Source organism: Paenibacillus sp. Soil787 (assembly GCF_001429545.1).
Classification (GTDB): Bacteria; Bacillota; Bacilli; order Paenibacillales; family NBRC-103111; genus Paenibacillus_E.
Window position 1 is genome coordinate 224,239 of sequence record NZ_LMSP01000034.1, and the last position, 26,073, is coordinate 250,311.

At 44.5% G+C, this 26,073-nt stretch carries 23 protein-coding genes; 4 read left to right on the top strand and 19 right to left on the bottom strand.

Features of this window, described 5'->3' with window-relative positions; all coding sequences use genetic code 11:
* Positions 1-196 precede the first annotated feature (196 nt).
* From ASG93_RS24710 to ASG93_RS24735, 6 genes are all read right to left on the bottom strand, one after another.
* Complete coding sequence (locus ASG93_RS24710; protein ID WP_047676048.1) at positions 197-709, bottom strand: adenine phosphoribosyltransferase; 513 nt, start codon at positions 707-709, stop codon at positions 197-199.
* A complete protein-coding gene (recJ, locus tag ASG93_RS24715) occupies positions 706-3,153 on the bottom strand; it encodes a single-stranded-DNA-specific exonuclease RecJ (protein WP_056836261.1) in 2,448 nt (815 codons plus the stop codon). Before recJ ends, ASG93_RS24710 begins: the two co-directional genes overlap by 4 nt.
* Before the next feature lie 107 nt (positions 3,154-3,260).
* On the bottom strand, positions 3,261-4,211 hold the full coding sequence (locus ASG93_RS24720) for a cation diffusion facilitator family transporter (protein ID WP_056836262.1): 951 nt from the start codon (positions 4,209-4,211) through the stop codon (positions 3,261-3,263).
* Between the two features lie 65 nt (positions 4,212-4,276).
* On the bottom strand, positions 4,277-5,203 hold the full coding sequence (gene secF, locus ASG93_RS24725) for a protein translocase subunit SecF (protein ID WP_056836264.1): 927 nt from the start codon (positions 5,201-5,203) through the stop codon (positions 4,277-4,279).
* Positions 5,193-6,428 (bottom strand): protein translocase subunit SecD, encoded by a 1,236-nt coding sequence (gene secD, locus ASG93_RS24730; RefSeq protein ID WP_056836266.1) that lies wholly within the window; start codon positions 6,426-6,428, stop codon positions 5,193-5,195. Before secD ends, secF begins: the two co-directional genes overlap by 11 nt.
* A 97-nt stretch (positions 6,429-6,525) precedes the next feature.
* Entirely contained in the window at positions 6,526-6,876 is a 351-nt protein-coding gene (locus ASG93_RS24735; RefSeq protein ID WP_082615071.1) for a post-transcriptional regulator, read from the bottom strand.
* A gap of 165 nt (positions 6,877-7,041) precedes the next feature.
* On the opposite strand from ASG93_RS24735, the gene spoVB reads away from it, so the two are divergent.
* Entirely contained in the window at positions 7,042-8,607 is a 1,566-nt protein-coding gene (gene spoVB, locus ASG93_RS24740) for a stage V sporulation protein B (protein ID WP_056836268.1), read from the top strand.
* A 7-nt stretch (positions 8,608-8,614) separates the two neighbouring features.
* Here spoVB and ASG93_RS24745 read toward each other — a convergent pair whose 3' ends face one another.
* Complete coding sequence (locus ASG93_RS24745; RefSeq protein WP_056836270.1) at positions 8,615-9,295, bottom strand: DUF421 domain-containing protein; 681 nt, start codon at positions 9,293-9,295, stop codon at positions 8,615-8,617.
* 108 nt (positions 9,296-9,403) lie between these two features.
* Positions 9,404-10,744, bottom strand: coding sequence for an SLC13 family permease (locus ASG93_RS24750; RefSeq protein WP_056836273.1), 1,341 nt, complete (start codon positions 10,742-10,744; stop codon positions 9,404-9,406).
* 109 nt (positions 10,745-10,853) lie between these two features.
* Here ASG93_RS24750 and ASG93_RS24755 point away from each other — a divergent pair, with 109 nt between their 5' ends.
* Positions 10,854-11,234, top strand: a complete 381-nt coding sequence (locus ASG93_RS24755) for a TIGR04086 family membrane protein (protein ID WP_235550966.1) — start codon at positions 10,854-10,856, stop codon at positions 11,232-11,234.
* 95 nt (positions 11,235-11,329) lie between these two features.
* Positions 11,330-12,166, top strand: a complete 837-nt coding sequence (locus ASG93_RS24760; RefSeq protein ID WP_056836275.1) for a phosphatase PAP2 family protein — start codon at positions 11,330-11,332, stop codon at positions 12,164-12,166.
* A 70-nt stretch (positions 12,167-12,236) separates the two neighbouring features.
* On the opposite strand, the gene yajC is transcribed toward ASG93_RS24760, so the two are convergent.
* The 8 genes from yajC to ASG93_RS24800 all read right to left on the bottom strand — a co-directional run bounded on the left by yajC (position 12,237) and on the right by ASG93_RS24800 (position 21,464).
* Entirely contained in the window at positions 12,237-12,545 is a 309-nt protein-coding gene (gene yajC / locus ASG93_RS24765) for a preprotein translocase subunit YajC (RefSeq protein WP_056836277.1), read from the bottom strand.
* 15 nt (positions 12,546-12,560) lie between these two features.
* Positions 12,561-13,700 (bottom strand): tRNA guanosine(34) transglycosylase Tgt, encoded by a 1,140-nt coding sequence (gene tgt / locus ASG93_RS24770; RefSeq protein ID WP_056836649.1) that lies wholly within the window; start codon positions 13,698-13,700, stop codon positions 12,561-12,563.
* Positions 13,701-13,750: 50 nt separating this feature from the next.
* Positions 13,751-14,836, bottom strand: coding sequence for a tRNA preQ1(34) S-adenosylmethionine ribosyltransferase-isomerase QueA (queA, locus tag ASG93_RS24775; RefSeq protein WP_056836279.1), 1,086 nt, complete (start codon positions 14,834-14,836; stop codon positions 13,751-13,753).
* Between the two features lie 9 nt (positions 14,837-14,845).
* The gene (locus tag ASG93_RS24780) at positions 14,846-17,044 is read right to left on the bottom strand and encodes a SpoIID/LytB domain-containing protein (protein WP_056836281.1); all 2,199 of its coding nucleotides are present in this window, start codon (positions 17,042-17,044) and stop codon (positions 14,846-14,848) included.
* A gap of 1,403 nt (positions 17,045-18,447) precedes the next feature.
* Complete coding sequence (gene ruvB / locus ASG93_RS24785; protein ID WP_056836283.1) at positions 18,448-19,455, bottom strand: Holliday junction branch migration DNA helicase RuvB; 1,008 nt, start codon at positions 19,453-19,455, stop codon at positions 18,448-18,450.
* Between the two features lie 76 nt (positions 19,456-19,531).
* On the bottom strand, positions 19,532-20,161 hold the full coding sequence (gene ruvA, locus ASG93_RS24790; RefSeq protein WP_056836285.1) for a Holliday junction branch migration protein RuvA: 630 nt from the start codon (positions 20,159-20,161) through the stop codon (positions 19,532-19,534).
* A complete protein-coding gene (gene ruvC, locus ASG93_RS24795; RefSeq protein WP_029194685.1) occupies positions 20,158-20,661 on the bottom strand; it encodes a crossover junction endodeoxyribonuclease RuvC in 504 nt (167 codons plus the stop codon). Before ruvC ends, ruvA begins: the two co-directional genes overlap by 4 nt.
* Positions 20,662-20,783: 122 nt before the next feature.
* Positions 20,784-21,464: a BofC C-terminal domain-containing protein gene (locus ASG93_RS24800; RefSeq protein WP_063891959.1), complete on the bottom strand. Its 681-nt coding sequence runs from the start codon at positions 21,462-21,464 to the stop codon at positions 20,784-20,786.
* Positions 21,465-22,022: 558 nt separating this feature from the next.
* Here ASG93_RS24800 and sigW point away from each other — a divergent pair.
* On the top strand, positions 22,023-22,634 hold the full coding sequence (gene sigW / locus ASG93_RS24805; RefSeq protein WP_056836287.1) for an RNA polymerase sigma factor SigW: 612 nt from the start codon (positions 22,023-22,025) through the stop codon (positions 22,632-22,634).
* A 71-nt stretch (positions 22,635-22,705) separates the two neighbouring features.
* Here sigW and ASG93_RS24810 read toward each other — a convergent pair whose 3' ends face one another.
* The 3 genes from ASG93_RS24810 to thrB form a co-directional block, all read right to left on the bottom strand.
* Positions 22,706-24,025 (bottom strand): LysM peptidoglycan-binding domain-containing protein, encoded by a 1,320-nt coding sequence (locus ASG93_RS24810; RefSeq protein ID WP_056836289.1) that lies wholly within the window; start codon positions 24,023-24,025, stop codon positions 22,706-22,708.
* Positions 24,026-24,215: 190 nt separating this feature from the next.
* Positions 24,216-25,079, bottom strand: coding sequence for a prephenate dehydratase (gene pheA, locus ASG93_RS24815; protein WP_056836292.1), 864 nt, complete (start codon positions 25,077-25,079; stop codon positions 24,216-24,218).
* Positions 25,076-26,053 (bottom strand): homoserine kinase, encoded by a 978-nt coding sequence (gene thrB, locus ASG93_RS24820; RefSeq protein ID WP_056836294.1) that lies wholly within the window; start codon positions 26,051-26,053, stop codon positions 25,076-25,078. The genes pheA and thrB overlap by 4 nt, the downstream gene beginning before the upstream one ends.
* Positions 26,054-26,073: the final 20 nt, after the last annotated feature.

The following is a 26,073-nucleotide window of genomic DNA, read 5'->3' on the forward strand; positions in this document are numbered from 1 at the left end:
AATTCATTATGCCTGCAAGGCAGGCTCCACGTCAACTGTTCGCTCCATGCATTCGACAAAAAGCAGCATTTTCTCACAATTCACTGAAAATATTCCCGAAATGTTAGCTTTCATTGTACAAGGATAAACGACTCCGTCGCCCCTACTAAAAAAGAATCGAACACTAACATTCGATTCTTAACTTGACGATTTAATATTAATATTGAACTAAGGAAACCACATCAATCCCGTTAAACTTGCTTCTACCGTCTAAGTAGGATAATTCTATCAAAAATGCAGCCCCAACAACTTCTCCGCCAAGCTGCTTAATTAAGTCGATCGATGTTTGAATCGTTCCACCTGTAGCAAGTAAATCATCCGCAATCAGTACCTTCTGACCGGGTTTAATAGCATCTTTATGCATAGCTAATTTATCTTTGCCATACTCAAGAGCATAGTCAGCCTCAATCGTCTCGCCAGGTAATTTGCCACTTTTACGAATTGGAATAAAGCCTACTCCAAGTGAATAAGCGAGAGGAGCGCCAATTACGAAACCACGAGCTTCAGGACCCGCAATAACATCGATTTGTTTCTCTTTAATTAATGCTTTCATCTGATCGATTGCTTCTCTATAGACCGGTCCATTTTGCAATAACGTTGTGATGTCCTTGAAACGAATGCCAGGTTGTGGAAAGTCCGGGATAACGCGAATGTGCTCTTTGAAATTCATATGATTTCCTCCAAAATGTGATTTTCATTATTTATTTGATCGGCAATCCATTCTTCCAGCTCTTTGGCTGAAGAGTACATAACAATGGATTCAACTTCCTGGCGATGCAATCTATGTTGATACAAACGGGATGCTGTTAGATCTCTCTTTGCCGGTGATGCATGCAGTTTAACGAAGCTGCCTTGTTTTTCAACAAATTCAAGCTCCTCAAAAACGGATAAAATAAATTGAATCATTGCAGGAGAAAGACCCGACCGTTTACTAAATGAGGTCATTAATCGTACATCCTGAACATTCAGCGACCCTTCCTTTTGCAAAGTGCCATACAGCATTTTAAACATGTCTCGAGATGGCAGGGTACTGCCGCTGTCAGGCCCCAGCTCCGCAAATACTGGATAACATCGCATCATTCCACTGGCTTGATGAAGCACACTCTGCAAGCTAGCAACGCTTCGTGGGATCGTGTACAAGACAATATCTTGCATGTTAGCAAATTCAATTTGCTGGGCTAATTCGTTAGCGGGCCGTAATTGTTCATTATCTTGAACAATCCAGTAGGGTACTGAGCCACCTAATTGAAACGCAGTTGAAGTGAACAAGGCTGCATCGGCTTCGTCGAACAGAACGATAGCTGGCGTAATTGTACGGTTACTATTTCCTGCAGCAATCGTGCTCTGAAGTACGCTAAGCTTAGTGCTCAATTGACCTGCTCCACGCCAATCAAACAGCTGCATATGCGTTATACGAAGATCCTGCATCATGATTTGCGGCTTCCGCACACCGTTCCACTCGTTGATTGAAAGCTCTCCTAACACATCTACCTTAGCGGCAGGCGCGATCAGACCAACCAAGCTCCCTTTGCCGAAACCGACAGCTTCCACTGAGCAGCTTACTTCTTCCTTCATCTGGGAGAGGGCAAGCTTGAGATGCTGTTTCTCCTTGCCCATCGTCCGGATATCGCCGAGCGATAAATCGGTGAACATGAACCTCGGCGCAGGATTGCCCATACCGAAAGGCGCGAGCTTCTCTAACTGCTCAATACTTGCAATCGGAACATCTGACAAGCTGCACATCGCGTCTGCTTTCAGAAGTGGGATGAAATCCTGTTCCGTTAGTGAAGCAGCTGCTAGTTCGTTCAGCTTATGAGTGAATGCCTCCAAATGGCAGCTATTCAGACTCATACCCGCAGCCGCTTGATGGCCACCGTAGTGGTCGAGCATCTCTTCACAAGCTGTCAAAGCTTTGTGCAAATCGAAGCCGGCAATCGAGCGGGCAGAACCTTTGGCAATACCCGTCAGTGGATCTATGCTTAGCACTAAGGTTGGACGGTAAAACTTCTCAACGATCTTGGATGCAACAATACCGACAACACCGACGTTCCAGTGCTCCTTAGTGACAACTATCACTTTATCTAATCCTTTGGCTTGCTGCTGTTCGGCTAGAACAAAAGCTTCTTTCACCATGTCCTCAACGATAAGTTGACGTTCCTTATTCAGCATATCCAATTCAAAGGCAATTTGCTCTGCTTCTTTGCCATCCGATGTTGTGAGCAGCTTCACGGCAATATCTGCGGCTTCCAATCGGCCGCTTGCATTAATTCTGGGCGCCAGCGAGAAGCCAATATGAGATGCGGTGACTTCTTTATTTTCGATACCAGAAACACCAATGAGTGAACGAAATCCTGCGTAAGCAGAATCCTGCATACGGAGCAGTCCCTGTTTCACGATTAAGCGATTCTCCCCGGTGAGAGGCATTAAATCAGCAACCGTACCAAGCGCTGCAAACTCCAACAGTTCCTCAGGCAATCGACCTAGTAAAGCGTGCGCCAGCTTAAATGCAACGCCAACACCTGCAAGATGTTTATAAGGGTAAGGGCAGCCTGGCTTCTTCGGATTAATGACGGCTAAAGCTTGAGGCAGTATTTCAGGAGGCTCATGATGATCGGTTACAATAACATCTAGGCCTATTTCCTGACAATAGGCTATTTCTTGAACGGCACTAATGCCTGTGTCAACGGTGATTAAAAGCGTGACGCCTTGTTCTTTGGCTAATTCGATCGCAGAACGATTCAGCCCATAGCCTTCTCGAATGCGATGAGGGATATACGTATCGAAACGAGCGCCTAGGCCTTTTAACAAATGGGCCATCAATGAGGTGCTGCTTACACCATCTGCATCGTAATCACCGTAGACACGTATTAATTCATCGTTCTGAAGAGCCTTTCGGATGCGTTCTACAGCTGGCAGCATCCCGTCAAGCAAATACGGGTCATTATAATAGTGGACTCCGCCGTGCAAGAATTGTTCAGCATCTGGCACAGTGCGTATATCTCGAAGAACAAGCATCCTGGCAACGAGCGGTTCTATCTGCAGCTCGCGCGCAAATGTTTCAACGAGCATTTCATCCGCATTTCCTATGCTCCATCTTGCCTTCGGTGCTAGCACTTGGGTAGTGTCCTCCTTAGAGTTTTCCGTTAGGAAAACTAACTTCGTAAGCGTTACTGAGTTTTGCTTTGCAAAACTTTCTTCGTAAGCATATTTTTTCCGCTTATTTAGTGAATAACGGATGATTCATTAAGCTCAGAATCCGTATTATTTTTATAAGGATATCCTGCATCATAAGGGTTTACTTGAACAAAAACATCGGAAACATGATGGAATCGTTTCATCAACTGCTGTTTGATCTTTTTGGAAACTTCATGCCCTTCCCAAACAGATACCCTTGGATTCACGCTAATTTTGATATCGACAACGACATAATGGCCATGTTCCCTTGCCTGCAAATCATCGACGGTTATGACACCTTTAATCATTTGTACGGCAGCAATCAGTTCAGCGGCATCTTCCTGCAGAAGGACATAATCCGTTTTCGTATGTAAGGCTTCCTTAAGTAACGAATACCCCATCTTCACCACCATTAGAGATATAAATAATCCCGCAAGTGAATCCAAATAATAAAGAAAAGATAGGTTTAGGTAATTCCCTATTAAAGCTCCTAGCACACCAATGAGAGCTACAATAGAAGAGTATATATCGGAACGGTGTCCCCAGCTATTAGCAATTAATTCCTGAGATCCCAAACGCTTGCCCAACCTGTATGTATATTGAAACATGATCTCTTTTACCAAGAGCGAAATCCCAATGGCAACAAGTGCATACACCTTAGGAGCATGCTCTACGTCGACCCAGATGGATTTTATGGTTGAGATGCCTAGTTCAACACCTAGGACTAGAATAACTATAGACAGCAGAATAGATGTGATGGATACCTTCTTATCTTGACGAATAGGGTAACCTTCTTGAGGCACCGCTTCTGCAGCTCTTAGTTTAATTAATGCATCAACAGAACTTACTGCCTCGGATGCTGAATGTACCGCGTCAGCGAGAAGTGCTTTACTTTGCGACATAAACCCAACAATAACCTTGAGACAGGCAAGAGCTACATTGCCGGCAAGACCTACCCAGACAATGAGTTCTGTCTTTTGAAAACGCTCGTCATTCACTTGTACACTCCCCCTGAACGGATACAAAGGCCGCGCAACATTCACGCGGCCGGTTATTATGGTTATTACGCTGCAGCTTTCTTTTTAGAACTACGCAAAGAATTTCTTTTCAATAAATACCACAGAGAACATGCAATGAAAATAGACGAATAAGCTCCGCTTGTTAACCCGATTAATTTCGCAAGTGCGAAAAGTTTAATGGACTCACTACCGAAAATATACAAACTGCCTGCGGCTAACAATACCACTAATACGGTATTGATATTACGCGCCATCGTCTGCCAGATACTATCGTTGACCAACGCAACGAGATCTGCGTCCGTTTTGAGTTTAGCAAATCGCAGATTTTCACGAATACGGTCAAAGATAACGATTTTATCATTGATGGAATAACCGATTGTGGTCAAAACAGCCGCTAGGAACGGCAAGTTCACTTCAAAGCGGAAAATCGCAAACATGGCAATAACCATAAAAGCATCATGAAGTATGGCAATAATCGCTGCTACGGCAAAGCGCCATTCGAAACGAATACTTACATACAAACAAATTAAAACGCTGGAAATGGCAACAGCATATACCGCTTTAAGCAACAATTCCTTCGCTAATTGCGGATCAACGGTGTTGATTTCTTTGGAAACCTCAGTGCCATAAGCAGTTGCGAACGCTTTTTGGATCTTATTAACCGTATCATCATTCAAAACATCATCGAATCGAATGGAGACACGATCACGGTTATTACCGCCGATTGTTGGATCCGCAAAGTTCGATTTTACATCTCCACTCGTTGCAAGAGTATGTAAGATCTCTTCAACCTTTGCCTTGTCTAGTTGCTTGCCAACGACAAGATCAATATTCGTTCCTGCTTTAAAATCAACACCGAAGTTCATGCCAGAAAACAGCATTACGGCTAGTCCAATAATAAGTAGAGCACTCGAAACGACAAAAAATTTATTGCGGTTTTTCACAAAATCAAACTTTTTCTTAGAGTCCACGAATGTCTGCCTCCTTCACACCGAAATAACTTGGCTTTTTCAGCAAGTTGCCCCGTATGATAAGATGCAGCAGCCATCTAGAGAACAATACGTTCGTTAAGATACTGATTATAATACTCATCATCGTAATAACCGCGAATCCGCGAATTGCGCCGTTTCCGACGTAGTACAGAACAATACCAGCAATTAAATTCGTTACGTTAGCATCCATAATTGTACGGAAAGAATGTTTCGAGCCTGATTTCAAAGATGAAAGAATGCTCTTGCCGGCACGTATTTCCTCACGGATTCTTTCATAAGTAATAATGTTCGCATCGACCGCCATACCTGCTCCTAAGACAAGGGCTGCAATACCTGGCAGCGTAAGTGTTGCATTCATAAAGTCAAATATAGCTAGTAATACCCATACATAAGTAATCAGTGTAAAGGCAGCCACAAGACCTGGTGCACGGTAATACAGTACCATGAAGATGAAGATTAAAATCGAAGCAATCAAACCAGCTCTAGCCGTTTGGTGCAGCGATGCACTACCTAAAGTGGCATCCACACGCTGAATATACTTCTCTGTTAATTTCAATGGCATCGCACCCAAGTTAATCATCTTGGCTACATTCGTTGCTTCCGTTACACTCGTTTGTGTAATAATCGCCGAATCACTGTCAATGGGAAAATTAACAGATGCTGTCGACTTCACTTCATCATCCAAATAAATGGATAGTGTACTGCCAGTAAGCTTGGTCGTTACTTCTTTAAATTTCTCTCTGCTTTTCATCTTTATTTCGACAATCGGTTGCTTCGTATTTGGATCGTAGCTTAATTTAGCCGCGTTTTCTACGAAATCCGTTCCGTTCATATAAACCGTTCCATCCGGACCTCTAAAGGTAAGAACGGAAGGCTTAGACATTAAGCCTCTAACTTCTTCTTCATTTTTCACACCCGCAAGACGTACACGAATGCGATCCGACCCTTCCGGATAAACCTCCGGTTCGGCTACACCAAGTTTGTCAGCTCGTTTCGCAAGACTTTCTGCTGCTTGCGTAAGCGTTTCCTTCGTCAATGGTTGACCAGCTGCCAAAGGCTCTGCGGTGTACAAAATTTCAAACCCGCCTTTTAAATCCAATCCAAGCTTAATTCGTTCTACAAGACTAGGGCTTGTTGCTCCGATCGCTCCAAGAACAATAACAACCGTTAGAAAAAAGAACGATATTCTTTTCCAATCCACCATCTCTTGCTTGTCTCCCTTCCATACTCAATATGCCTATTATACTCAGGTCTGAAAATCGAGTCAATTTAAGTCGTTTCACGTAAAAATAAGCCCATTCTTAGAATTGGGCTCCTTTATACATACTAATCGTCATCCAGTTCATGAAAGCCGTTGATTTGAGCGACAAAATGTCATTTACGATTTGATGAAGCGATGGGACACCTGTTTTACGGTATTTGTCACTAACGCAATCCCATATATCTTTACCGCTTACATGTTCGTAGCCAAGCATAATAAATTCTTCAACTTTGCTTAAACATAAGCTTTCGATAATCTCATTAAGTTCTATATCTGTAAGGGAAACCACATCTTCCTCTGAGTCTATGGATGCTGTCTCGCTAACTTCTGCCTGTTCATTCTTATTATCCTCAGGATGTTGAGGTACTTGATCGTTATCTTCTCCGTTCATTGGGAGAACCTCCTAAGGTGTGATTTACCTTTACTCAATTAGAATAATTCGCTGTTCATCCACCATTTTCCTGCAAACTGCGACCTGTCCACAAAATGTTAGCATGAGCTTGGCCAGCCTTCGCATAGTCATAGGATATGACATGTATCGGAAGAGGGAATGGCAGTGACCAAGCAGTCGTTTATTAGAGGCACGATGATCCTGTTAGCCGCAGGCATTTTGAACCGTATTCTTGGCTTCATACCTAGAATTACATTACCGCGAGTCATCGGGGCTGAAGGTATCGGTCTTTATCATATGGGCTGGCCATTCTTGTCCGTCATCTTAACTATTATAACAGGTGGAATACCTGTCGCAATTGCTAAGTTGATAGCAGAAGCAGAGGCTGAACACAACGAAACGAGAATCCGCAGCATTCTAAAAATTTCGTTAGCCATTACCATTTGTCTCAGTGTCGTATTTACGATCGCTTGTGTTGCAGGAGCTTCGTGGATTACATCTCATTTATTAACAGACTCCCGAGTTTACTACACATTCCTATGCATGAGTCCAATGATCCCGATTATCGGAATCTCCGCTGTGTATCGCGGCTATTTTCAGGGGAGACAGAATATGATCCCTACCGCTACTTCTCAAATTATGGAGACCCTCATCCGTATTGTCATGGTTCTCGTTTGTTCATATGTAATGATCCCCTATGGGATCGAATATGCAGCAGCCGGGGCAATGATGGGTGTCCTTGCAGGAGAAATTGGCGGCCTAGTCGTCTTAGCCATCCATTTCAAGTACGACAAGAAAGCATCTCCAAAAGCCCCTATCGCGCAAATTGGTACGAATAAAACGAATGGCAGACTTTCTAATTTTCGTAGGATTATGAGAATTGCCATCCCTATCACTGGCAGTAAATTGATTGGGGCAAGCTCCTACCTGTTCGAATCCATTCTGATTGCTCAAAGTCTTGCGATAGCGGGCATTTCAACTTCATTGGCTACAGCCCAATACGGTGCCTTACAAGGGATGATTATCCCCATTATACTTCTGCCTAGCGCTCTTACGATGTCATTGTCAGTCTCGCTCGTTCCCTCCTTAAGTGAAGCTCTTGCCCGCAAAGATATCAAAACGATTCACATGCGGCTGCATCAGTCCTTGAAACTGGCTTTAGTAACCGGCGCTCCATTCGCTGTCCTTATGTTCGTTCTTGCTGAACCGATCTGTACCTACATGTACAATCAACCCGATGTAGGGGTCATGCTGAAAATGATGGCTCCTATCGCCATATTTATTTACTTTCAAGCTCCATTGCAGTCCGCCTTGCAGGCTTTGAACAAGCCAGGAGCCGCTTTAATCAACACCTTGATTGGCTCATCTGTTAAGCTTATTCTCATATATTGGTTAGCCAGCAAGCCGGAAATGGGCATTCACGGAGCTGTTTTCGCCATCAATGTGAACATCGTCTTGGTAACTCTTCTGCATTGGAATAGTGTTGTACGTCTGTTGAAATTTCGTATGGAAGGCAGAGATTTCGGTAAAATTGGAGCGGCTATGGCACTTTCCGGGCTTTGCAGTTACTTCGTCATGTATACGCCTTGGACTTCAACCGATTGGCTTCGTTTTTTGACCTCTTTTCTAATAGGGTTTATTGTATACTTAATGTTCATCACTGTATTTCGTTTAATTAGCTTAAAGGATATAAGCCGGCTTATGAGCATGGGCAAAAAAATCATACGTTGATGAGCGCCTATCTTTTGTGATCCAGAAAGATTCGCCCTCTATGATCAATGGAACAGTAAAACACTTCTTTAAAATCACGGACTCCTTTAACTTGGAGTTGATTTTTCAGCCAAAATCTGGTTTTTCCTATTTTATCCAAATTCTCGTCCTGTACTTTACCATCCATAATGAGAGGCAGAGGAAGTCCTTCATAGCGAATCGTTCCCTTCATTCCGTCATTGACTTCGACTGTCTCTTTCGCTTCTCTTTCTATTACGCTTAATTTCCCCGAAGGTTCTAACACCGCGAACTCCACGTCTGACACATTCATAATCTTATTTTGTCTTAGCTGCTGCATCAAATCATCTAAATTATAGCGATGCTTCTTCATTTGCTCTCGGTCAATCATACCCTTGTTGATTAAGACGCTCGGCTTTCCGTCAAAGAGAACTCGAACCGCTCTACTTTTTAACGTAATAAACGCAATTAAGATTTGGATGAGTACAAGCGTTGTCATCGGGACAAGCCCATCCATGAGTGGTTTGCTGGTATCCTCAATAACAAAGACCGCAATCTCTGCAATCATGATCGAGATCACAAGATCAAACAGCGATAGTTTACCGATTTCACGTTTCCCCATGATCCTTAACATGAGAAAAACGACAAAATAGATCAGCACGGTACGTAAAAAAATGATCAGAATCTCCATCGTAAGCCTCCCCTGATTAAGCTCTTGCTTGTTCTCGGAGTTCAATGGTATTCTGACCGCTCATGCACTTCATCATGCAGTATTTACGTATTCAATTGTTGCCAATTCCTACAGAAATAACTTGAAATAAATTGTAGCTGCTATGAATAAAAGCAGGGAAATCGGAGCTGCCACGATAAAATAGCTGCGTTGGGTCAGCCCTCCTCCCTCCTGATCAGACAGAGAGGCCGCATACATGCTTGTCATAGAACTCAGAAGAGTTACCCCGCTTCCAACGGCAGTTCCCATGATTACGGACCACCATAATGATGAAACGCTTGAGATACCGGATGCACTTTGCAGCATCGTGCCCATGTGATCTACGACTGGAATCATGGCAGCTGTATAAGGAATGTAGTCCATCATGGCAGAGCCAAAGCCAGTTAGCCATAACAGAAGAATGGACAAGAAAGGGATGTTTCCCTGACTGATTTCTAAACCTCTCGCTGCAATAAAGCCGGTAATCCCGGCATAGGTTAAACCACCGATCATGATGAATAATCCAAAGAAAAAGAGCAATTGTGATTCTCTCAAGCCTTGCCATACCGAATAATAGTCTCTTTGTTTCACCAGTTGGACTAGTTCTTTATAGTTTAATGCCAATAAAGTCACTGCCCCACACGCAGCAATGTACGAGACATTCCATCCAAGAGCGCCTTGAAGCAACAAAGCCAATAACGTTAGTCCAGTTACTAGAATGCTCCCAGCAAGAAATCCTCGATCTGAAGCCAAATGAGAGCTGGGTTGTAACATAAGCAGCTCTCTTTTATACGTTTCTGCTACAATCATCTTCTTCCCGTAAATCAACCATATCACGAGATATATGATGGCTAGCAAGATGACTACAAGAGGCCCCAGCTTTATTAGCATCTCCCCAGTTGATAGGTTCTCTGCTGCTCCAATCATTCGGTTTGGCAAATTCCCCATAAGCGTTGCAGCTCCACCAATATTCACGGATAAGAGAACGCTAATCAGAAAAGGAACTGGACTTAATTTCATCATTTTCGTCGTCTTCAGCAAGATGGGAACCAGTACAGCTATAGCTAGTAAACCGTCCAAAAGCGCTGATATGATCGCTGAAAGGACAGACAAACTAAGTAGAACTGTAATAGGCTTTAAACGAAACTTCCGTAGGATATGACTTGCTGTATAATCGATAATTCCAGTTTTCTGAAAAACGCCAGAAATAACAAATAAGCTTGTAAGAAGTAAAAGAACATGCCAGTTCGCGTAACTTGTAACTGCCTTGCCAAGAGGAACAATACCTATAATTACCATCAGAAGGGCTCCGCCTAATGCTGTATATATCCGATCCCATTTCTCAATCAAGATACAAACATAAGCCGCGGCAAAAATGATCAAGGCAATAATAGCTTGCCATAAAGCTGGACCTTGAGAAAATTCCGTCATAATTATCCACTTCCTTTTGAACAGTTTGTACTAATTCTATGTGCTTGGCCATACAATGATGTTAATGAAAAGAACGAATATACGAAAGGATTGGTGGCCTGTGAACCCTATGAAAACGGTCAGTCAGGTTCGAATAACGTCTCCTTTATTTTCCGGACTTGTTTATTCATTAAGCATGATGACAATTGGAACAATAGTGACGTCTTTATTTCTTCTTTTAACCAGCACACAAGAAAGCTCTCTGCATACATTAACTACGATTATTCATGCAGTTTCTCTATTTATTGGCGGCTGGGTTTCTGGCAAGAGAGCTGGAAACCGCGGCTGGTATCACGGGGGGATTGTTGGCTTTGTTTATTTTATCCTCATTTTTTTGGTGGGTTTTCTTGCATTCGATGCAGGTTTGAATCTTCAATCCCTTCAATTACTTAGCATTCTTTTCGTGTCAGGAGCATTAGGCGGGATACTTGGCGTTAACACACACAAATAAGACTTTTCCGTGAAGATATCACTTTCCCCCTTAGATTGTGGTATAATATCATAGTTATTGCCGCAAATAATTTCCAATATTAGGGGGAATACACCATGAGCCCTTTTCATTCTATGACGCATGCAACGGTCTATATAGTGATTACTGTTTTAATTTTCCTGATTGCTGCGACACGCAAAAGTCCATTTAATATTGCTGGGAGCTTTGTACAAGAAATATTTACTTCTCGAAAGTATCTCCTTCATTTTGTGGCACTGATTACGATCCTATTTTTTAATAAAGTCGAGATGTGGGTTGAAAAAAGTATCGATATCAAAACCGATTTCACTAAGTCGATCTATGGCATTGAAGGCAACTTTGTTTCAGCCATTCAGCACTTTTTTCATAATGATACTTTGACTTTAGTTAGCAGTTATTTTTATGTAGTCGTTTTTCCTGCTGTAATGATAACATCAATTGCCCTTTATACGTACCAGAAAAATTATAAACTCTTTTACGCCATTTGCTACGCACTCATGTTCAACTATATGATCGCCATTCCATTCTACCTGTTTTTCCCAGTTAACGAAGTTTGGTCGTTTCATCCTAATGTGAAGCTTTTGATACTTGATGTGTTCCCAACCTTTGAGCAAGATTATCGGCCGCTTTCTGGACTAGATAATTGTTTCCCAAGCTTGCATACATCGATCTCGGTTTCGATGGCTGTAATCGCAGTGAAAAGCCGCAGCACGTTTTGGAAAATATTCGTGCCCTGCTCTTCAGCATTTATTATTTTCACGATCTTTTATCTGGGCATCCACTGGTTATCTGACATGTGTGCCGGAGTTGTACTTGGTGTCGTAGCAGCCAGAGTGGGATTACGTATTGCCGATGGCCGTCTCGTTCTTGGTGAGCAAGTTCTGCTAAAACGCTTAAAGAATAATGAACTATAATGACTCTAAAATCCTTGTAGAAAACCAAATAAAAAGCGAGAACCTGATTGAAGGATCTCGCTTTTTTATTTTATTCTTTTGCTGTAGTTTGAGAAACAGCATTGATAGCAGAGCGATCAAATGTCATTTTTGTCGCATCGTTGACACGAAGTACACAAATGTCATCAGTGATTTCCATAATCGTTCCGTGAAGCCCACCAATGGTAACGACCTTATCCCCTTTTTTCAAACCTCCAAGCATTTGATTACGGGTTTTCTGTCTTTTCTGCTGTGGACGAATAAGTAAGAAGTAGAGAACAACGAACATGAGCACTAAAGGCCCGTATGTATACAAATACCCAACTGCGCCTGTATTCGCAGTATCTGCTGCTAGTAACATAGGTATCCTCCTTTCTTAAAATCCTCTTTCATTATCATTCAGCCCATAAGCTGCAAAGAATTCATCACGGAAATCAAGTAAACGATCTTCCTTGATGGCTCCTCTTACATCACGCATGAGCTGTAGTAGAAAGTGAAGGTTATGAATCGTTGTCAGTCTGATTCCGAAGGTCTCATCCGCTTTAATTAAATGACGAATATAAGCCCGGCTGTAGTTGGTACAGGTATAACATGTACATTTGGGATCCAGCGGACCAAAGTCAGTCGCATGCTTAGCATTACGAATAACAAGCCGTCCTTCGCTCGTCATACATGTCCCATTCCTGGCTATCCTTGTTGGCAGTACGCAATCAAACATATCGATACCGCGGATAGAGCCCTCAATTAGAGCATCTGGCGAACCTACACCCATCAAATAGCGAGGTTTGTTCGCAGGCATAAGAGGTGTTGTGTAATCAAGCACTTCATACATCAAATGTTTAGGTTCTCCGACACTCAATCCACCAATAGCATACCCCGGGAAATCCATGGAAGTCAACTGCTCGGCACTCAACCTCCTAAGATCTTCATGCATGCCTCCTTGAATGATGGCGAACAAACCTTGATCATTCGGCCTGCTGTGACTTTGCAAACAACGCTCTGCCCAACGCGTCGTACGTTCAAGTGATTTCTTCACATATTCGTACTCTGCCGGAAAAGGCGGACATTCGTCAAAAGCCATCATAATATCAGAACCAAGTGCATTCTGTATCTCCATCGCTTTCTCTGGGGAAAGAAACAGCTTGTCCCCATTCAAGTGGGACTTAAACTGTACGCCTTCTTCCGTAATCTTACGCATGTTACTAAGACTGAATACTTGAAACCCGCCGCTGTCTGTCAAAATAGGTCGGTCCCAATTCATGAATTTGTGCAAACCGCCAGCGGCTTTCACTATATCATGACCCGGCCTGATGAAGAGATGATATGTATTACTTAAAATAATATGAGCATCCATCGTCTTCAGTTCCTCAGGGCTCATCGTCTTGACCGTTGCCTGTGTGCCAACTGGCATGAAGGCAGGTGTTTCAATGACACCGTGAGGGGTATGAACACGTCCAAGACGTGCTCCGGATTGTTTACATGTTTTGATTGGTTCGTAAGTAACTGCTGCTGCCAATACATCCACTTCCTAACTTCCTATTCTAAGCGTCTTTCTGATCATTGATCCTAGTAAATTAACATGGCATCTCCAAAACTAAAAAAGCGATATTGCTCTCGAACAGCTTCTTCATAAGCTTGCAACACATTCGTTCTCCCAGCTAATGCGCTAATGAGCATAAGCAGGGTTGACTTAGGTAAGTGGAAATTGGTTAACAAAGCATCCACCACACCGAACGTATACCCCGGATAAATAAAAATGGAAGTCCAGCCTTGTGAAGGCTGAATAACTAACTGTTCGTTAGCGTCGTTACATGCTTGTTTACGGCTTAATCCAGCTGCCGTTTCTAACGTACGCGCAGACGTAGTCCCAACGGCAATCACACGCTTACCATTCATTTTCGTTTCGTTAATTAGCGCTGCTGTTTCCGCAGACAGCATATAATACTCCTCGTGCATCCGGTGCTCTTCAATGGTATCCACAGATACAGGACGGAATGTCCCAAGCCCAACATGCAAGGTGACAAATGCTAGACGGACACCCTTAGCTTGAAGTTTATCCAAGTAGGCTTCGGTAAAATGCAGCCCTGCCGTCGGTGCGGCAGCCGAGCCTTCATGCTTGGCATATACCGTTTGATAGCGGTCCCGCTCGGACAACTGCTCCTTAATATAAGGAGGTAGCGGCATCTCGCCCAATCGGTCTAGAATCTCATTGAAAATACCTGTGTAACTAAATTGGAGTACGCGGCCCCCCATATCTAGAACTTCCATTACTTCCGCTGTTAACAAAGGTTCCTCTTCACCTGTTGAGTTGGCGTTCACGCCAAAAACAGCCACAGCCCCTAATTGCATACGTTTTCCTGGCTTTACCAATGCTTCCCAGCGATCCTCGCCAAGGGGCTTCAGGAGCAAAATCTCCACTTTGGCCCCAGTGTCTTTCTTCGCACCAAAAAGCCGTGCTGGAATGACTCGTGTGTCATTCATCACGAGTAAATCCCCGGCTTCTACGTAATCAATTAGCTGTTCAAACGTCTGATGACTAATCTCACCTGATTGTTTGTTCAGCGTAAGCAGTCTAGACGCCGTGCGATCAAGCAGCGGCGTCTGGGCAATCAATGATTCAGGTAGTTCAAAATCGAAAGCTTGTACATCCATGTTGTGTATTCATTCCTTAGTTATGTTGACTCCAGCATAATAAGACTGAAGTATTTTCTTATAATCATAGCCTAATTCGGCATAACCTCTCGCACCCCATTGAGACATGCCAAGTCCGTGTCCATAGCCCGTTCCACGGAAAATGAACTGATTGCCTTGAACTCCCGTTTGCGGATTAGGAGGGGTCATCGGGGCTACCGACGAAGATGTCGGTTTCGACTGTCCCGCTATGCCTAAAGCCGTTAAATCGGTTATCTTCAAGGCTGTAGGCTGTGACTGACCACCGGATAGTACATAGACCGAATCAGAGCCAGCATTACTTGTCTCACTGCTTCCTGCACCCGCAATAGCTAGTCCCATTGGAACTGGGGTATTACCAGTATAACTTCCTCCCTGTACAATTTCAAACCGGGTGCTGGGTAATCCCCCAAGGGCTGTGCGCAGGGCATCGGGATAAGGCACCTTAACCACAACCCCGTTCGCTTTAAGTTCGGTCACTCTCCCTGAGGGGCCTCGCTTCGATATTTCAAGCGATTGCAGATCTCCGCTTACAATAACATCTGCTGCTGCTAATTTACTTTTAAGCTCATTACCTGTGTAAGGACCTCGAATCCAAGAAAAGGCATTCGATTCTTTTTCTTGGCCTAGCACTAACACTTTCTCTTTATTGGAAAGCCCTACGATCGAAGGATTAGCTGCATTATCTACATACGGTGCCAAGCGGACATTTACACCTTGTTCCGTGGCCTCGTAGTAAGAAGCGCCATCTTTCCCTTTCTGACCGGTATCTTTGAGGTACATGCTGTGCACGTAGCCCGTTCGACCATCGGATAGCTGAACGCGATACCAGATGGCTTTCCCTTTTTCAGCGCCTTCATCCGGGCTTGGCACGCTGCGCAAATAGGTTGATGGATTCCCCCATACTTCAGAGGGATCCGCCGTCATCCCACCTGAATTCGAAGAAAACACAGGTGAAATCAGTCCATTTTTATCCGATAATACTTCGTCTTTCGTCGCATCAACAGCTTGTATTCCCGCAGCAAATTCCTTTTGAATACCAAAGTAAGCCTGATCTAACGTTGTATCCGTAACTTGTGCAATCTCATACTTATCTCCTTGTTTGATTGCAAAAGTACGGGCAGCTACAGCTTGTGCCTTCAACGCCTCTATTGGCCATCCGGAACTAAGCTCAGAGCCCACGACAGCATATAAATATTGCTCCAGCGGCACTTCATTCACCAAGGCTAACTTGCCATGATATGTACTGATCTCCATGTCACCGCGGTAACTGCGGTCAGCTCGCTCCTTGATTGCAATTCCCTGACTCTTCGAAAGAATCACCGTTTTTTGATCCCCTGCTGCCGCAGCATAATGAGGCACCGAAACGGATCCATTGGAGGAAACCGTTACATCCGACCTGCGAAGCAAATAGGAGGATTTCGTATTCGCGAGTTGTAAAGGCAAGTTGGGAGCTGCTTGTAATGCTGCCTGCTTCAATGCTTCTAACTGTCCTGAAGTAGCTTCATTGCCTACCCATACGCTATAGGCTAGTTTACCAGCCGCATCTTCTTGCAGAGCAATATCTGCCTCGAGTCCCGCTTGGTTAAACATAAGCAACTGCTGCAAAGCAGCTGCCTCATTAGCATATGTACCCGCACTCCAATGCAGTGGACCCTTAACTACAGGAGGAACCGTTTTCGTCAACGCCGAAACGGTTGTATCTTTTAGCGTTTGCGCCGCAGCGCCCTCGGCTTCTTCCTTAGAAGGGAAGCTGCCGTAATAAACTTGGTACACCGTTCTTCCTTGTTTCACCCTACTTAACACATAGCTGTCTTCAGGCATCATAGCTAATTTAGCATATAAGGCTTTGGCTGCTGTGTAGTCTATCGTTTCGAGCATATTTACACTATACTGATCGATCGACATGCGAATCGAAGCATCCGAAATCGAGACCCACGGTTTAGCAACAGTACCTGCTGAACTGCGCACATTGATATCCATTCCGCCTGATGCAGTAAGGGTAACTACAGGTTCTACTTTCTTATATTTGGTTGAATCTATCAAAAGTGCAACACGAATCTGATCCAAATGTTTGATCCCCTCTGCATTTGCATGGGGCACCAGCGCAGGGAATGTTCCAAAGGTCAAAGCAGCCGTCGTAATCAAGGCTATTCTCTTAGGGGTAAGCAGCTTATTTCTCCAAGTCATTCGACACAATTTCCTTTCTTTCGCAGCATTCTACTAAGTTAGACTCTAGAAATTGGAAGAAGTTTTGTTTGATAGAATTATTAATAGGCAAAAAAATAACCATAAACCATCCCTATGTGAAAAAATTCTTCATGGGACTTCGATTGTTGTAGAAAGTGCAACAATGTAATCGGATTTCCCCCATAATCCTCCTCATGTTGCAAAAGTATGTAGAACCATATGAAGCCCCGAAATTGTTGTAGCAAGTACTAAACAAAACGTTTTCTTGCTCCACACACCTCGACTGAAATAAAAAAAACGTCAGGGAACTGACGGTCTTTTTTCGTGTTAACCCATACGTTTTGAGTAGGGGGAGGGAGGGATATGGGGTTCCAACCGTTTCTTGAAATGTGCTTCTTTAAATTTATTAAATGGTTATAACACGATTTCAAAGGCGGCCCACCGCAAAGCGCCTTTCCACCCTCACACCCACCCCTCTTCTGTTCTACAAGATGGCTCATTATTGGCAACTTCGATTTCGATGAGCTATCGTGATTACCCATGTTGTAGATTCTGCAACAATTCACATGCCAAAAGGCTATTTTGCTAGTAAAAGTTGTAGTTTGTACAACAATTCGAACCCATTTGTCGCAAAATCTTAAATTGTTGTACATTATGCAACATCGAAGGGATATGAGGTCGATTCTAGGCAGAATTGTTGCACTTTACTTTATACAACATCATTCGACCAAGAATGTGGATTCTACAAAAAATACAGCAATTCTAACACAAGAGTAGCTCTACCTCCTCTAAAAAGGCTAAATTACTCCAAAATAAGGTATCTATGTTCGCGAGCATAGTGGATATAAGCTGCTAATCTAGGTTAACGGGGAACGAGGATCCGCTATTTCGGCARAAATGCCGATATGRGGCTGGTACGCGGAACGTAGCGRCGCTATTTTGGTGTTTTCACRGCTTTTACAGCACGAATRCAGGAAATAGCGCTCCCTAGTTCCGCGAAAACTGGAAATATGCGGTTTTGAGCAAAATAAGGTCTCGATGGATAATCGGTGGTGACGAAAGGCTGTCCATTGCCGCCTGCAAAAATAACGATNACGCGGAACGTAGCGGCGCTATTTTGGTGTTTTCACAGCTTTTACAGCACGAATGCAGGAAATAGCGGCCCCTAGTTCCGCGAAAACTGGAAATAAGCGGTTTTGAGCAAAATCAGGTCTCTACGTTCCGCGAGCATAGTGTAGTGCCGGGTAAAACAGATAATTACAATTGATACACCGAAATAAAGCCAGCAGCTATGTTTCCCAAAAAAATTAGAAAGGGTGTCCTCTAGCTCTACCTCGAAACTTATACTTTTATCTCAAAAAAAATCTTTTGCCCGCCTTTCAGCTGTGGCAAAAGATCTCGAATTACCGTTGTTCCGGCACCGGTAAACCTAAATGATGATAGGCCTGAGGTGTTACCATCCGGCCTCTTGGGGTTCGCTGCAAGAATCCAATTTGCAGCAAATAAGGCTCGTAGACGTCTTCGATCGTCTGACTCTCTTCGCCAATAGTGGCGGCAATCGTTTCGAGCCCCACGGGGCCGCCTTGGAAGCTTTGAATGATGGCGCGCAGCATCTTATGATCAATCTCATCAAGTCCAAGGTCATCGACCTGAATGAGCTTGAGTGCCTCTTTGGCGATGTCCAGCGTGATAATGCCATCGCCCTTCACTTGCGCGAAGTCGCGAACCCGCTTCAGCAAGCGGTTCGCGATTCGCGGTGTTCCCCGCGAGCGCATGCCGATCTCGCGCGCAGCTTCACCGACGATGCCGACCTGCAGGATGTCGGCCGTTCGGCTGACGATGTAGGTGAGCTCCTCTACCGTATAAAACTCCAGCCGACTGACGACCCCGAAACGGTCGCGCAGCGGCGCAGAAAGCAATCCGACGCGTGTCGTCGCGCCGATCATGGTAAACGCCGGCAAGTCTAGACGCACCGAGCGCGCGCTCGGCCCCTTGCCGATGATAATATCAAGAGCAAAGTCCTCCATCGCCGGATACAGCACCTCTTCCACTGTACGGTGAAGTCGGTGAATTTCGTCGATGAAGAGCACATCGCCCTCCTGCAAATTCGTCAGGATGGCAGCTAAATCTCCCGGCCGCTCGATCGCAGGGCCGGAGGTCGTTCTAATATTCACGCCAAGCTCGTTGGCGATGATGTTGGACAGTGTCGTTTTGCCGAGCCCAGGCGGTCCATAAAGCAGCACATGATCAAGAGCTTCCTTACGCAGCTTGGCAGCCTCAATATAGATCTTGAGGTTCTCCTTCGCCTGCTTCTGGCCGATATATTCGGCCAAATAACGGGGACGTAGGCTGTACTCAATCGTGTTGTCCTCCATCATCAAATTAGCCGATATAATCCGGTCATTGTCCATGTTGATCCTCCTAAGAGTTTTGCTTTAGCAAAACTGACTTCGTAAGCATTGGCTAAATCCGCCCAATCCTCTTTCACTACATTGTATACAAAGCTTGCAGCGCAAGCTTCATCAACACATCAACAGAATCCGACGGATTCGCTTTTGGCTTCACTTGCAACCAAGCACGATCAGCTTCGGCTTCCGTGTAGCCAAGCGTCATCAAAGCTTCCTTCGCTTCGCTCCAGGCATGACCGCCATCGCTAAGCTGCGCCGATCCAACCACGCTTAAAGCTACCGCAGCTTCAGGGCTCGAGAAGCTTACTGAACCCAATTTGTCCTTCAGATCCAAAATAATTCGCTGCGCTGTCTTCTTTCCGATGCCGGGAAGCTTTGTTAAGAATGCTAGATTTTCCTGGCTAATTGCCAGAATCACAGCCTCTGGTCTTCCACCCGCAGCAAGAATGCCCAGCGCAACCTTTGGCCCAATACCCGTTACATCAAGCAATAAACGGAACAAGGATTGCTCATCCCGTGAAATAAAACCGAATAGCAAATGAGCATCTTCACGCACATGATAATGAATGAACATCGTCACGTCTTCATTTTCTTTATGCGGCAGCGCATAGGGATTCGGACAGAATACACGGTACCCTACGCCATTCACATCCAACACAGCATAATCGCTTTCACGCTGCGCAACTTTTCCTCTTAAGAAGTCTATCATCGTTTCCCAACCTCATTTATCCTAGATTGCAAAGCTGAAGAATGCGCATGACAAATAGCAATCGCAAGCGCATCCGCCACATCATCTGGTTTAGGTATTTGCGATAGTTTAAGTAAAATTTTGACCATTTCCTGCACTTGATGTTTCTCAGCATTCCCATAGCCAACAACAGATTGTTTGACCTGAAGCGGCGTATATTCAGCAATCGGCAACCCAGCCTGAACACCCGCAAGAATCATGACACCCCGCGCTTGTCCCACTGTGAATGCCGTCGTTACATTCCGATTAAAGAACAATTTCTCTATCGACATCGCGTCGGGTTTATACTTCTCTATTAATTGCGTCGTAGCATCATAGACATCTTTCAGCCTGATCCCAGGGTCCGTATGTGCTTCGGTTTGAATTGAACCATACTGCACAGGAATGAGCTTACTTCCGATCTTATCAATAAAGCCAAAACCAACAATCGCGATCCCCGGATCAATACCCAGAATACGCACAGCCATTCTCTCCTATCTTTAAAAAAGCGAACATATGTAGTCATTTCATTATAGCAGATAACAAAAAAAAGAGATAGACTCAGGAATCTCCCGTTCTACCTCTTCATTTTACTATCACCTAATTAAGGACTTGTCATTGCCCGTTCAGCCTCTTGGGACGGCATGGCATAATCGCTGAAAGTTGATAATACGCTATTATACTCCTCCAAATCAGTGACGCGGATCCCCTCATGGAGCTGCTCCACCGTTTCGCGTGGAAGACTGCTTTCTAAATGCTTAATATTCAATTGAAAAAATGTTCGAATCACATTATCCTTGGCCGGCGTTCCATTAAATAGGGACAGATTGCTGCTGCCGTCGATGCCGAATACCGCCTTTTCCTTGCATTCCGGCGATAAATCATCGATATTTTCGGTAAAAGTGACCTCTCCATTTGCCCCTATGCTCAGAAACCAGTTTGGGTGCTTCATTTGCATTTTCAATAATTCTTGAGAGGTCTGCAGGCCCAACTGACTGCGCTCTTCGCCACAAACATAAGTCTTAAGCAAATAGCTTTCTCTGCTATCCTTTATACTTTTCAGCGTTGTCGTCGCTTCTTGAAGACGTTGATCGTCTACCGGTGTAAGACCGGCAAAGGTCGATCTAATTGCTCCTCCAGGGCTTTCACCAGCACTTAGAAGGCTCCCGGTTGCATATAATATATAGCTAACCATAACGACGGCAAAAAACATTCCTAAAGTCAACCAACTACGTTTCCAGCGCAGCTTTCTTTTCAAATGCTTCAAAAATTGTCGTACATTCACCGATATCCCCTTCTATCTCGTTTTTCCGTATTGTTTCCATTTGCATGTGACACTATACATCATTTACCATAGAGGGAGAGTATGAAACCAATCAAGACGGACGGAGAGCCCAATCATGAACGGTAGAAAACGAATCAAACGTACTACACTCCTTATTATAGGAGTAGTCCTGTTATGGGGGGCAGTCGCCATTTGGAATGAAGTACAAAAAAAAGTATCAGGTGTAACCTCACCACATTCAACTTCAGCCTCATATCCAACTCCAGCTCAGAAAAGTCACCAAACATCCATGAATACGGTAACAAATGGGTATAAAATGAGCTCTCCCTAGCTTTAAAATTTGACTGTAGCCACAGAAATGATATAGTCAGAAGTAGATGAAATATTCACATACTTAATCAGGGAAACCGAGATATATTTGAAAAGGTAATTATAAGTTTACGATACCAGTTTTCTTACGAAAACTATAAACGAAGAGACTTTGAGCAAGCTCAAAGATCCCAAAGCAGAGAGACTTTGAGCTACGCTCAAAGATCCCTATATTAGGAGGGGAACAGCATGAACGTGGCAGAACTTCAATTAATTCAATTATCCAGACGAGGCGACCGCAACGCTTTCGTGGAGCTAGTCGAGTTATACCGTAACAAAATACAGAAACTTGCTTTTCGTATGCTTCATAACAGACCTGATTCAGAGGACATTGTTCAAGAAACATTTATCCGTGTTTATTTGAACCTAAACCACTTTGATGAGAGTCAGAACTTCTCTACTTGGATATATCGAATTGGTAAAAATGTCGCCATTGACTTGCTGCGCAAAAAAAGACCAGTTCAATCCTTAGATGCCGAGCTAAACGATTATGACGATGATTACAGCTATTACAGTAAGCTTGCAAGTCAAGATCAGTCGCCTGAGCATGTTGTTATCCAAACAGAAGTTCAAGAGCATATGCATACATCCATTAATAAATTAGCTGACAAATATAGAAGTATCATTACGCTTTACTATCTGGAAGAGCTCTCCCTTCAGGAAATAAGCGAAAAATTGAACTTGCCGATTACAACAGTGAAAACTCGTTTACACCGCGGACGTGAACTGCTTCGCAAAAAATGGGGCATGAATTTCGTTGTCGGTTTAATGACCTTTTTCACATTGGGTATGATTGCCTAATCCATAGGATAACGAAACTAAGAAGCCTCCTATTCCACAATCCAGTGGTTTAGGAGGCTTCTTGTTCATTTTCAGAGGTTAATCCAAGGTGCGTTTTGCTTGGCGTCCTGCTTTTCAGAAGCTCTCTGCTGCCGTTTCAAGAAAGCATTGAGTGCTCCTGTACCTGACAATTTCACTTTTTTTGAAGAACTTCCGCCGCTTGATCTATCTGCTTTCTTATCCGAACGGATGTCAATTTCAACAACTTCTTCTATATCAGTCTCCTGCTTAAGCTCATGCGTGTGGACTTGCGGCATAATAGGCGACTCATAGGGAGCTTGGTAATGAGCTCCAGCATAAGGAATCCCATAAGGAGCCTGCTGATAGTCATATGGAATATGTCCAGCATGATGCATGTCATAGGGAGCCTGCGCCTGCTGGTAGCCATACGGATTATGTGCAGTTTGCTGCATGTCATAAGGAGATGCTGGTGGAAATAACCCAGGAACTGTAGGAAACCCATGCTGATAACCATCCCACGGACTTTCTACGGTTCCGGTTGGATAACCCGCTGGGAATGTCGTCCATGGGTGTTCGATCATCGATTGGCCTCCGCAGCCACAACCATCTTGACTCATTGGATAGGAAGTTGGCTCTGCATGATATGGAAATTGCTCATATGGTGATTGCTGATACGGTGGAAAAGCCGGATATTTTGGCACCTCATGTTGCTCGGAACCTGGATAGGCAAATACCTCAGTCGCTTTAATGTGAAACTGCTTGAAGGGATGGACCGCTTGCTGCTCGTAGGGCGTTTGGAGACCTACAACCCCAGCCTCAGGCGCTTGAATGACTGGTACAGATGTCATCGGTGAAGGTACAAACGGTTGCTCAGTGAGCGGCATCGATTCTACATACGGCGCAGGCGGCGTTTGACTTATCGGTTCTTCTGCAATGGGCATAAAGGGTTGCTGATATGATTCCTCAAAAGTCCAAGGTTGTTCTGAAGGGACCGGAGCAAATGGTTCTGTCGATGGTTTAGGCATCGATAATGGTTTAACCCCTACGTGCTCATGATGCATCTTGGGCACATAAACAATTTCTCCCGTCATAAGGACATTGGGATTCTTCAGTTGAGGATTCGCTTTAATCATCTCTTGGAGGGGGACATCCCAAGCCTTACCCAGCTTCCATAAGCTATCCCCCTGCTCCACAACGTGTTTATAGACATAATCTGAAGCAGGTGGATCTACTGGCTTCGGTTTGGAAGGTATTTTCACCTTCATCCCGATGTCAAGATGATCCGGTTGTTCAATTTGCGGATTAAGTGCGATGACTTCGTCCAATGTGGTTTGATATTTTTTTGCAAGCTCGTACAGGGTATCGCCCTTTTTGACAATGTGGATTTTCAACACCATACCTCCTTAGAGTTTTCGTTAAAAAGCTTACTTCGTAAGCAAAAACTCGAGTTCTCGCATGAAAACTTGCTTCGTAAGCATTCGCTTAGTCACAATGATATTACAGTTTATGCAGGTTCCTAGGCTTTTGCCCCTTTTGGACAAAAAAAATCCCTCGCGTAATGAACGCAAGGGAAGAACGCTATTAACTCGTGTACGAATAACTCGGATAACAGCCCAAAATTCGAACCTGACAACCAATCGCTTCAATTTCTTGAATGGCAGATGGCAGGAGAACGGAATCCAGGGAATCAGCAATATCGATATAGAAATAATAAGTACCGAGTTTCTTTTTCGTCGGCTTGGATTCAATCTTCGATAGATTAATTCTGCGCCACGCGAAGGCAGAGAGCACCTGATGCAGGGCACCTGGGTAATCTTCAGGCAGTGTGACAAGAATGGTCGTTTTCATGTCTTCCGAGGACTTCAGCTCCGATGCTTCTGTACCAACCAGCAGAAACCGGGTCATGTTGTCTTTATGATCCTGGATTTCCCTTTGCAGCATAGGAACACCGTAATTTGTAGATGCAATAGCCGTTCCGATAGCAGCCACGGCAGGGTCTTGCAGCGTCGATACAATTCGTACTCCCTCTGCCGTGGTGCTTATTTGCTCAAACTCTGCTTCGCTCAAATACTGCTTCATAAATCTACTGCACTGTGCAGGGACGACTTGATGAGAAAGCACCTTACGAATATGTCTATAGGGGTTAGAAGCATCCGTTTGTCCGTCAGGGTTCGGATACCCGATGAGATTCATATCAATGGGAAAAACCCACTCTGCCCGAATGGGCAGATCAACCTCGTGTACAAGCCAGTCGACATGTAAATGAACGGAACCTTCAAGCGTATTTTCAATGGGAATGACACCTAATTCCGTTTCGCCTGACGCTGTCGCATTGAACACTTCAGAAATTAGCTTATATGAAACGTAAGTAAAATCTTCACCCAAAAAATGACGGGTAGCTTCTTCCGAAAAGGTACTTGGTCCTAAGATGGCAACCCGCTTCATGCAAGAACCTCCCCTTCAACAAAGGATAACAGATCCCCGTCACCTTCTTGCAGCAGAAAGGCCGACACGCCTTCTCCGCTCGGCTTTAACCAAAGCGTCTCCGCTTCAATCCCTTCCTTAGCAAGCGTGTCCTTCAGGAATGTCTCCAGCTCCTCTTTCTGGCCGCTTCGTGAATCCACTAGCGCAAGCATCGTCGGTCCAGCTCCGCTGAGTGCAACCCCAAGCGCACCATGATTCTCCGCTTGCTCAAGCAGCGTCTTCATGCCCGGAATGAGCTCCGCCCGGTAAGGCTGATGCAGCGCGTCCTTCATGGCATGACGGATCATTCCTAGGTTGCTGGTAGCTAACGCGGCAACAAGCAAGGATGAATGGCTGAGGTTGAACACCGCATCTTTCATGGCTACTTGCTTCGGCATCACACTTCTCGCCTTCTCAGTAGCAAGCTGGAACGCAGGTATCGCCACCAGCACTTCCAAATTAGCGTCCGGCTCTATTCGAATGGATTCGGCTTTCTCGCCGTCCCAGAACGCAACCACGATCCCGCCAAACAAGCTGGCCCCGACATTGTCCGGGTGCTTCTCCAAGCGGCTCGCGATTTGGAACAGCTCATAGTCTGTGAGCTTATTTCCAATTAGGGCATTGGCGCCGGCAAGCGCACCGACAATGGCTGACGCGCTGCTGCCTAGACCGCGTGTGAGTGGAATATCGCTGTACATGGTAATGTCCAGCTCAGGGTGAGAAACGCCCGCCTGTTCAAACACCATTTGCGCGACTTTATAAATTAAATTGGACTTGTCCGTTGGAATTCCGTTCATCTGATCGCCGATTAAGTAAATCGTCGTTTCATTCGAAATCGCCATATCAATCCAAGCATATAAGTTCAAGGCCATCCCCAGTGAGTCAAAGCCAGGACCTAAGTTTGCCGTGCTTGCCGGCACTTTCACTCTTACCTTTTTCACTGCCTTATAACTCATTTCGAAATTGCGCCTCTTTT

Excerpts from the sequence above, each read along its gene's own strand:
- ASG93_RS24710 (WP_047676048.1), bottom strand. The coding sequence starts at position 709 with ATGAATTTCAAAGAGCACATTCGCGTTATCCCGGACTTTCCACAACCT.
- secD (WP_056836266.1), bottom strand. The coding sequence starts at position 6,428 with ATGGTGGATTGGAAAAGAATATCGTTCTTTTTTCTAACGGTTGTTATT.
- ASG93_RS24735 (WP_082615071.1), bottom strand. The coding sequence starts at position 6,876 with ATGAACGGAGAAGATAACGATCAAGTACCTCAACATCCTGAGGATAAT.
- ASG93_RS24745 (WP_056836270.1), bottom strand. The coding sequence starts at position 9,295 with ATGGAGATTCTGATCATTTTTTTACGTACCGTGCTGATCTATTTTGTC.
- ASG93_RS24750 (WP_056836273.1), bottom strand. The coding sequence starts at position 10,744 with ATGACGGAATTTTCTCAAGGTCCAGCTTTATGGCAAGCTATTATTGCC.
- ASG93_RS24755 (WP_235550966.1), top strand. The coding sequence starts at position 10,854 with ATGAAAACGGTCAGTCAGGTTCGAATAACGTCTCCTTTATTTTCCGGA.
- ASG93_RS24760 (WP_056836275.1), top strand. The coding sequence starts at position 11,330 with ATGAGCCCTTTTCATTCTATGACGCATGCAACGGTCTATATAGTGATT.
- yajC (WP_056836277.1), bottom strand. The coding sequence starts at position 12,545 with ATGTTACTAGCAGCAGATACTGCGAATACAGGCGCAGTTGGGTATTTG.
- queA (WP_056836279.1), bottom strand. The coding sequence starts at position 14,836 with ATGGATGTACAAGCTTTCGATTTTGAACTACCTGAATCATTGATTGCC.
- ASG93_RS24780 (WP_056836281.1), bottom strand. The coding sequence starts at position 17,044 with ATGACTTGGAGAAATAAGCTGCTTACCCCTAAGAGAATAGCCTTGATT.
- ruvB (WP_056836283.1), bottom strand. The coding sequence starts at position 19,455 with ATGGACAATGACCGGATTATATCGGCTAATTTGATGATGGAGGACAAC.
- ruvA (WP_056836285.1), bottom strand. The coding sequence starts at position 20,161 with ATGATAGACTTCTTAAGAGGAAAAGTTGCGCAGCGTGAAAGCGATTAT.
- sigW (WP_056836287.1), top strand. The coding sequence starts at position 22,023 with ATGAACGTGGCAGAACTTCAATTAATTCAATTATCCAGACGAGGCGAC.
- pheA (WP_056836292.1), bottom strand. The coding sequence starts at position 25,079 with ATGAAGCGGGTTGCCATCTTAGGACCAAGTACCTTTTCGGAAGAAGCT.
- thrB (WP_056836294.1), bottom strand. The coding sequence starts at position 26,053 with ATGAGTTATAAGGCAGTGAAAAAGGTAAGAGTGAAAGTGCCGGCAAGC.